Source organism: Hyalangium sp. (genome assembly GCF_045802625.1).
GTDB lineage: Bacteria > Myxococcota > Myxococcia > Myxococcales > Myxococcaceae > Hyalangium.
The window spans coordinates 31,627-46,697 of sequence record NZ_JBJMQP010000018.1 but is presented as its reverse complement, the minus strand read 5'-3'; the positions used below and the strand labels follow the sequence as shown (position 1 = coordinate 46,697).

Genomic DNA, 15,071 nt, shown 5'->3' with positions numbered 1-15,071 from the left:
GTCAGCACTGAGACCAAGACCTCTTCTACCCCTGCGGTGGGCGGTGATGCCCAGAACGCGCTGAAGGATCTCCAGAGCGCGCTCCAGCAGCTGGGCAACAACCCCCTCTTCAAGGCGCTGCTGGGCCAGAGCGGCTTTGACGGCGCGAAGGGCGCACACGGCGCGCACAAGGGTCACCACGCGCACAACGGCCACGGCGCGGACAAGGCGGGCGGCGCGGACAAGGCCGACAAGGCCGATGGCAAGGACAGCAAGGCCACCTCTGAGGACAGCATCAAGAAGCTGGTGGACGGCCTGAAGCAGTTCGTCCAGACGCTCGAGCAGCTGCTCGGCAAGAAGAACGAGACCCAGGACGGCACGAAGAGCGCGGGCGGCACGGACGCCTCCAAGTCCACGGGCGGCAGCGGTGGCGCGGGTGGCGCTGACGGCGCTCAGTCCGCCGGTGGCGCGGGCTCCGCGGGTGGTGCTGACGCCGCTGGCGGCGCCGACGGCGCTCAGTCCGCCGGTGGCGCGGGCTCCGCGGGTGGCGCTGACGGCGCTCAGTCCGCCGATGGTGCGGACGGTGCGGACGCGACGGACTCCAAGGATCCCATCTCGCAGATCCTGGACACCCTGAAGAAGATCATCGAGCAGCTCGAGGGCCTGATGAAGACCCTGCAGAGCCAGACCCAGGGCCAGACCCAGAACCCGAACACGGGCATCGCGCCCCCGACCGGCACCAACACCGGCATCGTTCCCCCCAGCGCGAGCTGAGCGATTCGAGTCTCTGACTCGGCGCTGAAGTGAAGCGGCCCGCCAGCCTCCCGGTTGGCGGGCCGTCGTACGTCTGGAGCCGCCCCGGCGCGAGCTCCCCCAGCGGGAGCCCCGGCGCTCAGCTGCGGATGTAGCCGCGCTTGATCATCTCCAGCTCCGCGGAGAGCTTCTGCATCTCCTCGCTCTCATCGAGGGTGAGGCCCGTGGCCTCGAGGATTACCCCCAGCTGCGTCCTGAACAGGTCCACCATCACCGCGGACATCCCCGCGGCCTCCGGCGGGAGCTCCTTGTCCAGGTTGGCCAGGGCCTCCTTCACGCCCACGGTCATCTGCTTCACCTCTGTCTCCAGCTGCTCGCGGGTGAGCTTTCCCTGCTGTGCCGCGGTGTTGAGCGCCTGGAGCGCCTTGAGCAGGGAGTTGAGATCCTGTGCCATGTGTGTCGGTGCTCGGTTGAGAGAAACCTGCGCGGGTCAGCCTACCTCTTTCCCCACCGTTTAGCGGTTGCGCAGTGGCTGGACTTCCACCTTCAGCACATAACGCGCCTGCATGTCAGACTCGAACTCCACCAGGTGATCGCCCACCCCGGTGAGGTCCGCCTCCCGGGTGAACTCACCCAGCTTCTCCGCCGAGTCCAGCGCCGTCCTCCCGTTCACCGACTGACGGATGCGCTGGCGGCACCCCTCCTCGTAGAACGTCACCACCGTCTCCTCCCCCGCCGCCACCGCCTCCTCCAGGTAGAAGTGCACCCGCACCGTGGAGGCCTCCGGCAGCTGGACGATGAACTGCCCCTGGCCCGGCAGCCGGCCCTCCACGTAGCTCTCCTGGCCCAGGATGCAGCCGGCCACATTGCTGCACACCGGCCACTGCGCGTCGCAGGTGTCCTTCGCCCGGGCGCCGATGAAATCCGAGCGCCCTCCCCCGCAACCCGCTCCAAGCCCCAGCACCAGCGCGGCCCGTGCGATCACTTGGGCGCTTCTTCGGTACACTGTTACAAACCGAACCATCTTCAAACCCTCACCCTGGGAGTCAACGACGATGCGTCTGCGCCACCTGTGGTTCCCCATCATCCTCCTGGCCCTGGCCAGATGTGGAGGGGGGGATGACGTGAAGCTGGAGAAGGGCCCCTTCCTCTTCTTGGATCGCGAGTCGCTGGGCTTCGGCCAGGAGTTCGGCAGCGGCACCTATATCGGGACGGCCCCGCTCAACGCGCTCTACATCGAAAACCGCGGAGACCAGCCCCTGATGCTCAAGGTCGTCCTCGACTCCGCCACCCCCGCCGAGTTCACCCTGCAGCTTCCCCCGGAGCTCACCGACGGCAAGGCGCTCACGCTCCAGAGCCGCGAGCACACCACCATCCAGGCTCAGTTCCAGCCCACCAAGGAGCAGGTGTACACGGGCAAGTTCACCCTCTATTACAACAAAGACCCGAACGACCAGAACCTCACCCAGTCCAAGGACATCCCCCTGTCCGGCAAGGGCGTCAAGCCGCCCCCGAGCCCGTAGTCCGCCCAGCTCCGGAAGAGAGGGCGGGCCCCTCCCGGCCTGCCCTCGCTCCGGTCACGGCTGAAGCGTGAACTTGCAGCCCGCGCCCCCATCCAGCGGCGGCGCCGGGCACGTCTTGGTCCCGCCATCCACCGAGTAATTCAGCGGGTAGTTCGTGTAGGCGGTGCTCACGGAGTAGCCCACGCGATCGTAGGACGTCCGCTCGGTGCCAGAGACGTCCACGCGCAGGGTGCCGCCCTTGATGAAGCGAGGCTCCAGGCAGGAGCAGGCGTAGGGCAGCACGGTGAAGACGGTGGAGCTGGGGTTACCGGCGACCACCTTCTTCGAGTAGAGCGGCTGCAGCCCGCTGAGCGAGCCGGAGGGCGAGTACCACGCCCGCAGCGGATCCGGCCGGAAGGCCAGCGTCAGCGGCGCGCCCTGGCTGCCCGTGCTCACCGGCGTGCAGGTGCTGCCGCCATCCTTCCCATCACAGAAGGTGAGGTCCAACGCCAGCCCATGCGGCAGGCCGCCGTCCGCCAGGTTCTCCACCGTCCACTGCACCTCCCAGGTGCGATCCTGCGGATCCGGCAGCCCCGTGGGCAGGTTGAGGATGAAGCTGTCCACGTCGGAGGGGACAGCGTCATAGTCCGTGGGGCCCCGCAGCCCCTTGCCGGTGAGGCGATCGGCGGGCTGCAGGCGGCCGAAGCCGTAGTTGAGCTCGCCGGTGAGCTGCGTGGCCGTGTTGGGCGGCGCGGGGAAGGTGCTCGCGGAGGGATCGCTCGCGAGCGTCGCCGTGGAGGGCTGCTCCACGCCCGAGGCGTAGCGATTGGCGTCATCCGTGTCCGCCAGCCACGTCACCTCCAGGTTGTAGTCCTTGTCGTCCGCCCAGTTGTTGCTCTCGTCCTGCACGAGGAAGTAGTAGCGCGCCGTGCCGCTGTGCGGCGGCACGGGGATGGCGCCCTCGAAGTTGTGCAGGTTGGGGAAGTTCACCGGCTCCTCCTCGCGCGAGGCGTAGAGGCACAGCGGCTCCGGCTGGGAGTTGTTGCAGTAGGCCTCCACCAGCGTCTGCGCCGTGGGCACCTCGCCGTAGCCCTTGGGACAGGCCGTCTTGTCCGTCTTGCAGCTCTGCCGCCGGTCCGCCACCGTGGCCCCCGCCGTCACCTGGGAGAAGACACGCACCTCACGGTCCACCAGGCCGGGCAGCGGCGGGAAGCGGCCACCGCCGGAGCCCTGCGTCAGGTGGAAGTACAGCACCGTGGGCTGGGCCGAGGCCGGCACGTCCACGCCGTACCAGTCCGGGTCCGGCACCGAGCCGATGCGGCCCGAGAACGCGGTGGAGCTGCCCGGGGCGCCGCCGATCGTCCGCACCAGCGCCCGATCGATGATGTCGTTGTCCCCGTTGGTGTCCTGCGGGTCCTGCTCATCCATCACCCGCACGTCCAGGTTGTACTTCAGCAGCAGGCTGCCCTCGATGGGGTCGGTGTTTCCCGCGGGCCGATAGCCCTGCACCACCACGGTCCAGGTGCCGGCGCTCTTCACCTTGCGCGCGGTGGCCAGGTCCGTGGCGATGGTGGCGTTGGCCACCTGGCCCTCGGCCTCGGCGGTGCCATCCGGGCGCAGCAGCTTGTACGAGAGCCGGTACGGCGGAGGCGGCCGCAGCTCCTCGGCGAACAGGTGCACATAGGCCACCTTGTTGGCGGCCAGGTTGAAGGTGAACCGGTCCACGTCATCGGTGGTGGCCAGGTAGCCGCTGCTGGTGGCCGCCTGGATGGGGCCCTGAGACAGCGTGAGGGGCGTGGCCTGGGCCTGCGTGTCGTTGGGCTCGTTGAGGTCCGGGTTGTCCAGCACCTCCACCTTCAAGAAGTAGGGCGAGCGCGCATCGAACTGAGGGTGGTTGGCGATGGCGGGCTTGTCCTCCAGCAGCAGCAGCAGGCGTGCGTTGGGCTCGGAGAACGGAAGGATGATCTCCACCGGCTTGGGAGCCCCCTGGCCATGCGCGTCCACCTGGGTCTTCAGCGAGCCCTGGGTGCCATCCGAGCGCTGCAGGTTCACCGAGAGGTTCACCGCGGTGCTGGACGCCAGGTAGCCCGCGGTGACGCGCACCAGCGTGCGCGCGTTCGCGGTGGCGGGGATCTGCACGCTGTACCAGTCCTGGTCCCCCGCGAAGGAGATGTAGCGCTCCACCTGCTGGCCCAGGGTGAGCTGGCAATCCGGCAGGGTGAGGGCCTCATCCTTGCTGTTGCACAGGTCCGGCGGGAGACCATCCCCCGCGTCCGGTTCGGTGCTGCCGCCACCGGGGCAGGCGGCGAGGACCAGGAGGGACGCAAGCGGGAGCAGGCGGGCGAGTCTGGACATGGTGGGGGCTCGGGTGCCCCGGTCAAACCGGGGCCGTGAGGGGTTCCGATTCCTGGCGCGGCTCAGGGAGCCGGAGGGGGGGCGTTCGGGTCACCAGGGCACGAGGAGAGGAAGTCCTCCGGGCGCACGCGGATGACACCATCCACGGGGGATTTGATTCCGCCAATGGGGTAGCGCGCGGCTTGGTAGCGATAGAAGCGGGTGATGGTGCGAGCGGTGGGATCGTCCGCGGGGATCATCGCCACGGAGAGCCAGAGATCGTTGTAGCCCGCGCCGCGCAGCACGGGCAGGCCGCCGTCCTCGGGCCGGCCCACGGGCAGGCCCGCGTCCACGCCCGCATCCGAGACCTCCAGGATGGTGGGCGCCAGCAGCACGTTGTCCACGCGGAAGTCGTAGCACTGGCGGCCGGCGTCATCCGGCGGGCCCACCGCCTGCATGGAGTAGCGGTAGCCGTCCACGGACAGGTGCGAGGTGTCCACGTCCACCGGGTTGGTGTGCAGGCGCAGCTCCATGCGGCTGGAGAGCCCGTCCCGGTCCGGATCCTGATCCAGATCATTGCTCGAGCCCTGGGTGCCGCCCCGCCACTCCACGCCATCCGGCACGCCGTCTCGATCGCTGTCCACCAGGTGGGCGTTGGTGCCAATGAACTGCTCGTCGCAGTCCAGCAGCCCATCACAGTCGCTGTCCACGGCGCGCAGCGGCGGCGGACAGCCCGGATCCATGAACCCTCCGTCGTCCAGCGGCTGCCCCGGGAAGTGGAAGTCCGCGCCCTGAGCGAAGAAGCGCTTCTCCACGCCATCGCTGAAGCCGTCCCCGTCCGTGTCGACCTTGTTGGGATCGGTCCCCGCCAGGAGCTCCTCGGCGTCCGTGAGCCCATCCCCGTCCGTGTCCGCCAGGTCCGCCGGGCTGCCGGGCGGCGCGCTGAAGTTGGAGGCGATCAGCTCCTTGACGACGAAGGCGCGGCGCACCTGGCCGAAGCTGAAGTCCAGGAAGTTGATGGGCTCGTTGTTGCGGAAGTCCCGGAAGTTGCCGCCGCCCAGCTGCGACATCTTCTCCAGGCGGTCCGCGTCCTGGTTGATGATGAGCAGCGGGCAGCCCCCGTCCCCGGACAAGTCACACACCGAGCTCACCGGCTGCGAGGGGTTGAAGACGTGCACGGTGTTGACCGTGACATCCTCCACCAGGTCGCGCAGCTGGCGCACGCGCACCACGGCGTCGCCCTGGAGCAGCTCGTCATCCTGGTTGTTGGTGGGGTGGCCGTCCGACAGGAAGATGACCGAGTAGCGCGCCTGGGCCAGCGCCTGGGCCCCATTGGGCGCCAGCCGGCTCTTGGCGATGTCCCCGTTGATGAGCGAGTAGATGTCCGCCAGCGGCTTGACGAAGTCCGTCGAGTCCCGGTCTGGCGCGTTGCTGGGGTTGCGGAAGTTGAGCAGCGTCCGGGTGAGCGTGTCCTTCTGGATGTCCGTCAGGCTCGCCACCTGCGAGAAGCCGTCCTGCCCGTTCGCGTCCTTGGTGAGGTACGCCGTGGTGCTGCCCGCGAAGAGCACCACCGCGATGTAGACCTCGGGGTCCGTCGGCAGGGTGTTGATGAGCTCAATCAGCGCGGTGGCCCGGGTGCCATCCGGATCCGTCACCACCATGGACTGGCTGGCATCCATGGCGACGACGATCTTGATGGGGCGGATCACCTCGTTGGTGCCCACGGTGCAGAAGCTGCCCTCGAAGGCCACCGCGCGATCCACCGGCACCTGCTCGTCCCGCCGCTCGTCATAGAGGTAGGCGTCCGAGCACGCTGCGACGATTGCGACCACGGCCACCACCACCACCGCCACCAGTCCTGCCCTTCGATTCACGGCGTTGCCTCCGGCGGCGGTGAGGTCCCCGGCTCATAGCCCACGCAGTTCTTCGCGTACTGGCTCGCCGTGGTGAGGAGCCGCGGGCTGTAGAAGACGTCGTCTCCTACATTGTGCTTCCTCCGGGCCTGATCCTGCTGGGTGTACACGAGGGGCAGCTCGGCGCCGAGGGGCGTTCGCAGGCTGGGCGGCGCGTACTGGGCCCACGCACAGGCCGCGTGCCACACGCCGTAGTCGGTGGCCACGCCGCTCTCGGGCGCCTCGGCGAACCACACCTTGAAGAGGTTGTAGCCCTGCTGCTCGCCCGAACGGTTGGGCGGCGTCACCAGCTGCAGGTTGGAGATGGTGAAGTCATAGCAGGTGCAGTCACTGCATTTGTCGATGTCGTCCTGATAGTGGGTGACCGTCACCGAGTACTGGTAGCCGTAGCGCTCGTAGAAGTCCTTGTCCCGCCGCGTGGGATCGCTCCCGGCGAGCAGCTCCTTGGCGTCCGGAATGCCGTCCCCGTCCGTGTCGATGCCCGACACGTTCGGCGTGCGCGGATCCAGCCCGTAGCGCGCCTCGATGGCGTCCGGCATGCCGTCCCCGTCGCTGTCGACGATACCGGTGCGCGTGCCCAGGTAGGACTCGGCGAACTGCGACAGGCCGTCTCCATCCGTGTCGCGGCACACGCAGCCCTGCGTCAGCGGCGACTGCGGATCGCACCCGCGCGCATCCAGATCATTGGCGGGCTTGAAGCCCTGGTCCGCCCGGCGCGCCTCGAAGCCATCGTCCAGGCAGTCCCCATCGCTGTCCGCGGTATACGCATTGGTCTGCAGGGTGAAGGTGTTGTCCGCCGAGTCCGGCAACCCGTCCCCGTCGGAGTCCACCTCGCGCCCCTTCTCTCCCGGAACGGAGGTGAGCGACTGCACCATCAGCGTTTTGATCACATTGGGCGAGGCGAAGGACGAGTAGTCCAGCGCGCCCAGGCCCATGTTGCTGATCTCGGCCGTGTCGTTGAACTCCTGGTACACGCCGTTGCCTATCTCCGCGAAGCGCTGCAGCAGCCACGAGGCGATCTTCTTGGCCGCCTGGGGGTACTGGCTGGGGTCCACGTTCGGGTAGGCGCCGTACAGGTCCTGGCAGATGAGGCCGCACTGCTGCACCGCCTGCTGGTTGAAGAGCAGCACGGTGTGCATGCGGATGTCGCCCACGTTGTACTGGTCCTTCAGCTCCATTACCCGGCGCACGTAGCTGAAGAGCTGATAGTTCTGGTTGCGGTCCGTGCCGGGCTCGAAGCCGTTGATGTTGTCGGTCGACTCCGGATCCAACAAGTTGCAGAACTCCTCGGCGTGGTACGAGTCCGCCCACGTCAGGTCCGGGTTGTCCGGGTCCGCGTAGACCGAGAGGTTGTCGTTGGCCGAGCAGCGCGGGTACGGGGTACCGTCGGTGAGGAAGACCACCACGTAGCGGGTGCGCGGCAGCACCTCGGGGTTGCTCGACGACAGCGCGGTGATGTCGCTGGCGATCAGGCTATAGGCGTACGAGAGCGCCCCCTGGTAGTCGGTGCCCTTGCCGAGCTGGTTCTGCAGAGCGCCAATGTACGTGTCCAGTGTGCTGTCCGGCCGGGCGAAGCGGTCGCCGGTGGCGGCCGGCGGCCACACGTTCTTCACGTTGGTCTCGAACGGCACCACGGACATCTGCACGTTGGGCTGGTTGCGGAACTGGTCCACCAGCTTGCGCAGGGCGCGCACGCGCGCCGGCTCGGTGTTGCCCTGAGCCACTCCCGCGGACTCGCAGAAGCCGCTGCCCTCCTGCGAGCCGGGCGGATCCGACACGCACATGCTGCCGGACTCGTCGATGACGAGCACCACCTTCACCGGGAACCCGGAGGGGTTGGGCGGCGCGGTGCAGACATGTCCCTTGAGGGTGAGCCGGTCATCCAGCAGCGACTGCTCCTGGGTGAGCGGCTCCACCAGCGTGTCGGTACAGGCCGCCAGGGTGGCGGCCAGGAGGCCCGCAGCCATCAGCATCCGGGCGTTCAGGTGCATGGAAACGGACCTCCTGCGAAGCATGTGGAGAGGACTCTACTCCGTCCGGCGGCGGCGCAGCAGCATGCCGAGCAGCACGGCGCCCAGCGCCACCCCGCCCGCCGAGCCCGGCACCGTCGCGCAGCTGCTGGCGTTGTTGCCCACCGCCAGCTTGAGGCTGGAGACGGACTCGCGCTGCTCCGGGTACGCACGGTCCGCGAAGGCCAGCTTCGCCTGGACTTGGATCTCGTAGTCGCCGTCCGCGTCCGCGGTGAACGAGGGGACAGAGCCATCCACATAGGCGTACTCCCAGTGACGGCTGTTCGTCACGGCGCCCTTGGGGTTCTCCACCACGGCCTTGGAGCCCGCGGGGCGCGACTTCACCGTCCAAGTGTACTCGATGGCGGCGCCGTTGCGGTTGGCGAACAGGGGCAGGCGCACCTGCTCTCCCTTCTTCAGGCTCAGCTGGCCACCGCCCGAGACAGTGAAGGGGTTCTTCGGATTGAGGCAGTCGTCCGGGTGGCTCTTGTCCACCACGACGCAGTACAGCTCGTCGCAGGCATCGCCCTTGCCGTCACCGTCGTCATCCGCCTGGTCCCGGTTGGCCACCTTCGGGCAGTTGTCCAGGGGCTGGCCGTCCGGGCCCGTGTTCAGCACGCCGTCATTGTCGATGTCCGCGTCGCATACATCCCCCAGGCCGTCACGGTCCGCATCATCCTGGTTCGGGTTGGCAATAGCCGGGCAGTTGTCGCGGTCATCGGAGATGTTGTCGCCGTCCCGGTCCACGCGGCACTGGCTGGCGTTGGTCGGCATCTGCTGGTCCGAGTTGGCGAGGCGCGGGCAGTTGTCCTGGCCGTCCGGCACGCCGTCGTTGTCATCGTCCAGGTCGCACACGTCACCCTGCGTGTCGCCGTCCAGGTTGCTCTGGTCCTTGTTGGGCACCAGGGGGCAGTTGTCCTGCCCATTGGCCACGCCGTCATTGTCCGCGTCGGGATCGCAGTCATCGCCGAGGCCATCGCCGTCCGCGTCGCGCTGCTGGAAGTTGGAGACCGCCGCGCAGTTGTCGCAGACATCGCCCACGCCATCGCCGTCCGTGTCCGCCTGGTCGCGGTTGGAGGCGAAGGGGCAGTTGTCCCTGTCATCCGCCTTGCCGTCACCGTCGGCGTCATCGGTGTACGACAGCGTCACGCCGTCATCCGTGTAGGCCACCCACACGGAGCAGCCACAACCGCAGCCACAGCCACCGCCCTCCTCCTTGGGCCGGCCGCAGCTGCTGCCGAGGCACTCCGGGTTGACGGCGTCGGGGGTGGGCGTCTGCGCCTGGGCGGGCAGCGAGGTGAGGATGAACAGCGCCCCGAGAGCGAGAACTGGGGCAAGGCGGTTGCGTGTCATGACGACTCCTTTCGAGAGCGCTCTCCTAGCAAGAGCCGATCCGCGAAGTGTCCGATACCAACGTTCAGGAAATTCAGCGGGTTGCACGAAAGCTCGGGAGTGCAGCGAGGAGAGTGTGGGGGGAAGACCCCAGCGAGGGCGAGGGGTCCACCCCTCACCTGGGGGATGGATCAGAATCCGAGGATGAAGTCGTCCGAGTTGAAGCTGCGGGGCCCGGCGGGGAGCTTGCCCTGGTCCTCGGAGTAGCGGAGCTTGTCGTCGATGAAGAGCGAGCCCACGCCCGCGCCTCGCGGATCATTGTCCCGGCCCACCTGCATGTAGAAGTAGATGTCGTTCTGGCCCGCGGGGATCTTCACTCCCGGGAAGAGCGGGTGGGGGTGCTCCAGGGTGGGTACGACGGTGATGTTCTCCGCGCGCACGTCGTAGCAAGCGCGCCCGTCCGGGGTGGGCTTGTCGCTCAGCTGAAGCGAGTAGCCGTAGGCGCGCTCGGCCTGGAAGGAGAGGTCCGCGCTGAGCGGATCACTCCGGGACAGCACCTCCTGGACGTTGGAGACCCCATCGCGGTCGCTGTCCAGCAGATCCTCGGGGACAAGCGGGTTGGTGCCGCTGAGCGCCTCCACCAGGTCCGGCAGCCCGTCCGCGTCGGTGTCACCCATGCACGGGTCGGTGCCGAGCACCCGCTCCTCGCAGGTGTTGAGCCGGTCGCCGTCATCGTCCAGCGAGGCGTTGCACCCGTTGATGATGTTGACGGTGAGGGGATCCAGCCCCATGCGCAGCTCGATGCCGTCCATGAGCCCGTCTCCGTCCGTGTCCGCCTGGAGCGGATCCAAGCCCAGCTTCTGCTCGTCCTCGTCGGACACGCCGTCGCCGTCGCTGTCCACGAGGATCCGCCCATCGCGCACCTGCACGTTGCGGTTGAAGGCCAGGAAGCGCTTGAGCACGAGCGACGTCTGGAGCGAGGCGTAGTTGAGGGTGGAGAGGGTGTCGCGCAGGCCCTCGGGGTCGGTCTCGATGGCCTCGGTGCCGCCGGCGTTGGCGATGGCGGCCACCTGCAGGCGCGTGGTGTCGTCCGGCACGGAGCGCACGTAGATGGGCTGCACCACCACCTCGCCCGCGCTGTACTGCTGGACCAGGGCCTTGAGCTCGCCGGTGACTTCGGTCAGCTCGCACTGGCTGCAGGCCGCGGCGCCGGAGACGGGAGTGAGCGCGGCGCAGCGCGAGTCGATGCCCACGTTGAAGGCGGGGTTGTCACAGCTCAGGTCCGCCTCGGTGATGACGAGGACGACGATGTAGCGGGTGCGGCCCACGGCGCCGCGGCAGGACGTCTGCATGTCGCCGGAGAGGATGCTCTTGGAGAGCCGGAGCGCGGAGCGGATGCTCATGGGCCCCGTCTCCTGGTAGCTGGCGTACCGGGCCAGGGCGGCCTGGAAGGTGGAGGCGTCGGCGAAGCTGCCCTGGATGCCGGTGGCCACGGTGTGGAAGGCCACCAGGGAGAAGGTGATGAAGGGGCCGGAGAAGCGGCTGCTGAGCGTGCCGAGCGCATCGGTGGCGTAGCCCACCACCTGCGTATCCACGTTCTGCCCGCCCGCGAGGGCGAAGACGACTTTCACGGGGAAGGCATCCCCGCTGGCCAGGGGGATGCAGACCTGGCCCGAGTAGTCCACGCGGTCCTTGCCGCTGGGGCCGCGGCCATCGAGTGCGTAGAGGCCCGCATCGGAGCACGAGAGCAGCACCAACGGGACGAGGAGCCAGAGCAGCTTCGGGAGGGAGCGCATCAACGCCCCATTGTAGACCCCAGGCCGCCGGAGACTTTCAAGCTCTCCGCTCCGGGTGCGAGCGCGGATCACTGCCGGGATTTCGCGTTGGAGGAATCTTCCACCTCCGCCAGCGCCGCGGGACGGCGTCGCCTGATTCAGCACGGCGGCAGCCACTGCTCCAGCCACCGCAGCGAGGCACGCAGATCGGACGAGGCTGCCGCCGAGGGAGCGCGCCGGGCCCGCTCCAGCCGCTGCCGCGCCGCCGCCACGCCCTGCTCTATCGGCTCGGAGGGAGGCTCCGCCCGCGCCGCCGCGAGGTCCACCGTGGCGCGAAGCAGGGACACCAGCTCCCTCAACACGGGATCCTCGCGCACCTCGGAGGTGGCCTCTAGTGAGAGGAAGTCCTCCTGGGCCGCCCGGGTCTGGCCGAGCACCGCGTGCACCGCGGCGAGGTGGGCGGAGAAGCGCAGCATGTGCCTTCGAGACACCTCGGCCAGACTTGCCACGGCTTCCCGCAGGTGAAGCTGCGCCTTCTCCGGGACGCCCAGCCCCAGGTAGGCACGGCCCAGTTCGCCGCGCGCACATGCCTCCAGGACGCGGCTGCCGAGCTGTCGGCCAATGGGTACGGCCGCCTCCAGGTGTCCGGCCGCCTCCGCGGCCCGGTTCTCCTCCAGCAGCAGACACCCGATGTTCACCTGGGCGATGGCATGGCCGAAGCGGTTGCCCACCTGAGTGGACTTGTTCAGCGCCTCCTCCAAGAGCGCCACGGCCTCCCGCGTCCGCCCCAGCTCTCCAATGGCGAAGGCGTAGTTGATGAGGAAGACCAACTCGAAGGTGCTGTCGCCCAGCCCCCGGAACACATCGAGTGCCGCACGCAGGTGGGGCACGGCCGCCGAGGCGCCGCTGCGAGACAGCTCGACGAGGCCGAGGTTACCCACCGCGTAGCCATCCAGCCAGCGCTCCCCACCCGAAGGCAGCGCCTGGGCCACCGCCACCAGGGCCCACGCCGAGTTCGTGTCCCCCTCGTGGCGAGCCACCATGGACAGCTCCACCAGCGCCCGCTTCTGCGGCGCCCCCACGCCCAGCGCGTGGAAGGCCGTGCGCGCCTCCTCGAGATCCTTGCGCGCGGCGGCCAGCCGGCCCAGCTCCAGCGAGGCCCGGCCGCGCACCGCGAGGGCCTCGGCGCGCAGCCGCGCGTCCACGGGGAGGCTCGCGGCCAGCTCCAGGGCCCGGTCCAGCCGCTCGAGCGTGAGCTCCATCGGCCCATGCGCCGTCACGTCCGGCTCGAGCGCGATCAGCCCGCCCAGCGCTCGCGCCACGGACTCCGGCGTCGCGGGGCGCTCGGCCAAGGCGTGATCACACACGGCCAAGAGGTTCTCGCGCTCCGCCGACATCCGGCGCAGCGCCTCGATGCCGCTGCTGCCGTGCAACATGCGGGTGAGCCTGCGAGCATGCTCCAGGAAGAAGCTCGCATGCCGCGCCACCACCGGAGCCTCCGCGCCGGGCTCCGCCAGCCGCTCCGAGGCGTACTCGCGCACGCTCTCGTACAGGGCCAGGCGCCGCTCTCCCGCAAGGTCTCCCGTGGGCGCGGTGCGCAGCAGCGACTTGCCGCGCAGCGATTGGATCACCTCCAGCACGTCCGGGCTGTCCGGGGGGAGCGCCAGCACCGCCTCGGCCGCCTCCAGGGTGAAGCCGCCACGAAACACCGAGCACTGGGCCAGGGCCTGGCGCTCGGCGGGCTCCAGCAGGTTCCAGCTCCAGTCGATGGCGCCCCGCAGCGTGGCCTGCCGTGCCGAGTCATCCCGGCGGCCGGCCCGCAGCAGCTCGAAGCGGCGCGACAACCGCTCGCGAATCTGGGCCACCCCCATCACCGGGGTGCGCGCCGCGGCCAGCTCGATGGCCAGCGCGATGCCCTCCAGGCGGCGGACGATCTCGGACACCAGCGGAGCCTCCTCGGCCGTGAGCGCGAAGTGCCCCTGGGCCGCCTGGGCGCGCTGCACGAACAGGCGCACCGCGTCCGCGCGGGAGATGGCCTCCAGGGACGTCTCGTCATCCGCGGGCAGCCCCAGCGGCGCCAGATCCAGCACCCACTCGCCGGGCAGGCGCGTGGCCTCGCGCGAGGTGATGAGGAAGCGCGTCTCGGGAGCCAGCGCCATCCACCGGCCCAGGGTGGCCGACGCATGGCGCATGAGGTGCTCCACGTTGTCGAGGATCAGCAGCACCTGTCCCCGCCCCGCCAGCGCGCGGCCAATCTGCTCGGCGGGCTCTCCCTCCTCGCCGCCATGGGTGAGATCCACCTCGAGCGCCTGGCCGACGACGTGGCAGATGTCTCCGGCGGTGGTGGCCTCGGTCAGCACGCACAGCCACACGCCTCCTCTCCAGCGCTGCTGCGAGTTCAGCAGGGTGCTGCCGAAGTGGGTGGCCAGGCGCGTCTTGCCCATGCCGCCGGGCCCGAGGATGGTGACCAGCCGCGCCCCCTCCTGGAAGCGCTGCCCCAGGGCCGCCAGTTCCTCCTTGCGGCCCACCAGCGCGCCGGTGACGGAGGGCAGGTTGCCGTGCCGCTCCTCGATGGCCCGCGGGGGCTTGAAGCGCCGATCCGCCAGGGAGGCGGGCAGCACCTCGACCAACGTGACAGGTTCCTCGATGCCCTTGAGCCGGAACTCCCCCAGGGCCCGCACCGCCGGCTGGCCGAGCGCCTCCAGCTGCTGCGCCACCTCGGCCCAGGCCACGCCGCTCAGCAGCACCTGGCCGCCATGGCCCGCGTTGGCCACGCGCGCCGCCACGTTCACCGTGCGGCCGAAGTAGTCCGCCCGGCCGGTGCGCTCGTCGACGCGGCACTCGGCCTGTCCCAGGTGCACGCCCATGCGGACGCGCAGCCCCCGGTGCAGCGCGCGCCCCTGAGGCCCCCGCTCCTCCTCCGCCTGCGGGTGGGCCAGCACACCGGCGGGCCAGGGCGCTTGCAGCAGGGCCTCCTGCGCCTCCAGACACCAGCGCACCGCCTCCGCCGCGGAGGAGAAGGCCACCATGAAGGAGTCCCCCTGGGTCTTCACCTCATAGCCCGAGGTGGTGGCCAACCTCGCGCGTAGCACGCGGTTGTGCACATCCAAGGCCTCCTGCATGGCGTCGCCGCATTGCTCCCACAGCACGGTGGAGCTCTGCACATCCGTGAAGACGAACACCACCGTGCCCGTAGGGGCCTGGGGCAAACCGGGGGAGTGGGGGCTCCCCTGAGAGTCACCGGCGGGGAGCAGGGTACGCAGGGGCATGGGAACCTTCCTCCCTCCATGGGCGCTCGCGAGCAACCGCATTGTGACGCCCCCGGGTGACGTCTCCCCTGGGGCTCAGGCCCTGGGCGGCTCGGGGAGCCCGTCTTGCCACCCCAGCGGATCTGTGCGTCCCAGCTGTTTTGTCAGACCCCTTTGGTTGGATACGCGCATTCGTTGGACAGGACCTACGAACCCTGGAGGGGAA

Annotated in this window: 10 protein-coding genes; 2 read left to right on the top strand and 8 right to left on the bottom strand. The window is 69.2% G+C overall.

From position 1 onward, the window contains the following. Nucleotides 1-753: hypothetical protein (locus ACJ8AT_RS03350; protein WP_407736075.1), on the top strand; the 753-nt coding region annotated here is incomplete at its 5' end. Between the two features lie 118 nt (nt 754-871). On the opposite strand, the gene ACJ8AT_RS03345 is transcribed toward ACJ8AT_RS03350, so the two are convergent. Continuing rightward, nucleotides 872-1,186 (bottom strand): hypothetical protein, encoded by a 315-nt coding sequence (locus tag ACJ8AT_RS03345; RefSeq protein WP_407736074.1) that lies wholly within the window; start codon nt 1,184-1,186, stop codon nt 872-874. Nucleotides 1,187-1,246: 60 nt separating this feature from the next. Further along, entirely contained in the window at nt 1,247-1,717 is a 471-nt protein-coding gene (locus tag ACJ8AT_RS03340) for a hypothetical protein (protein WP_407736073.1), read from the bottom strand. Nucleotides 1,718-1,787: 70 nt separating this feature from the next. Here ACJ8AT_RS03340 and ACJ8AT_RS03335 point away from each other — a divergent pair, with 70 nt between their 5' ends. Then, nucleotides 1,788-2,255: a hypothetical protein gene (locus tag ACJ8AT_RS03335; protein WP_407736072.1), complete on the top strand. Its 468-nt coding sequence runs from the start codon at nt 1,788-1,790 to the stop codon at nt 2,253-2,255. Between the two features lie 54 nt (nt 2,256-2,309). Here the strand turns inward: ACJ8AT_RS03335 and ACJ8AT_RS03330 are convergent, their stop codons facing one another. The 6 genes from ACJ8AT_RS03330 to ACJ8AT_RS03305 form a co-directional block, all read right to left on the bottom strand. Beyond that, nucleotides 2,310-4,589 (bottom strand): cell-cell cohesion protein MtsF, encoded by a 2,280-nt coding sequence (locus ACJ8AT_RS03330; RefSeq protein WP_407736071.1) that lies wholly within the window; start codon nt 4,587-4,589, stop codon nt 2,310-2,312. A gap of 62 nt (nt 4,590-4,651) precedes the next feature. Next, nucleotides 4,652-6,442, bottom strand: a complete 1,791-nt coding sequence (locus ACJ8AT_RS03325; RefSeq protein ID WP_407736070.1) for a VWA domain-containing protein — start codon at nt 6,440-6,442, stop codon at nt 4,652-4,654. Continuing rightward, nucleotides 6,439-8,472, bottom strand: a complete 2,034-nt coding sequence (gene mtsD / locus ACJ8AT_RS03320) for a cell-cell cohesion protein MtsD (protein ID WP_407736069.1) — start codon at nt 8,470-8,472, stop codon at nt 6,439-6,441. The genes ACJ8AT_RS03325 and mtsD overlap by 4 nt, the downstream gene beginning before the upstream one ends. A 36-nt stretch (nt 8,473-8,508) precedes the next feature. Next, nucleotides 8,509-9,843 carry a cell-cell cohesion MYXO-CTERM protein MtsC gene (gene mtsC / locus ACJ8AT_RS03315; RefSeq protein WP_407736068.1) on the bottom strand — a complete coding sequence of 445 codons (1,335 nt, stop codon included), beginning with the start codon at nt 9,841-9,843 and terminating at the stop codon, nt 8,509-8,511. 170 nt (nt 9,844-10,013) lie between these two features. Further along, complete coding sequence (locus ACJ8AT_RS03310; RefSeq protein ID WP_407736067.1) at nt 10,014-11,618, bottom strand: calcium-binding protein; 1,605 nt, start codon at nt 11,616-11,618, stop codon at nt 10,014-10,016. 137 nt (nt 11,619-11,755) lie between these two features. Further along, the gene (locus ACJ8AT_RS03305) at nt 11,756-14,866 is read right to left on the bottom strand and encodes an ATP-binding protein (RefSeq protein WP_407736066.1); all 3,111 of its coding nucleotides are present in this window, start codon (nt 14,864-14,866) and stop codon (nt 11,756-11,758) included. Nucleotides 14,867-15,071: the final 205 nt, after the last annotated feature.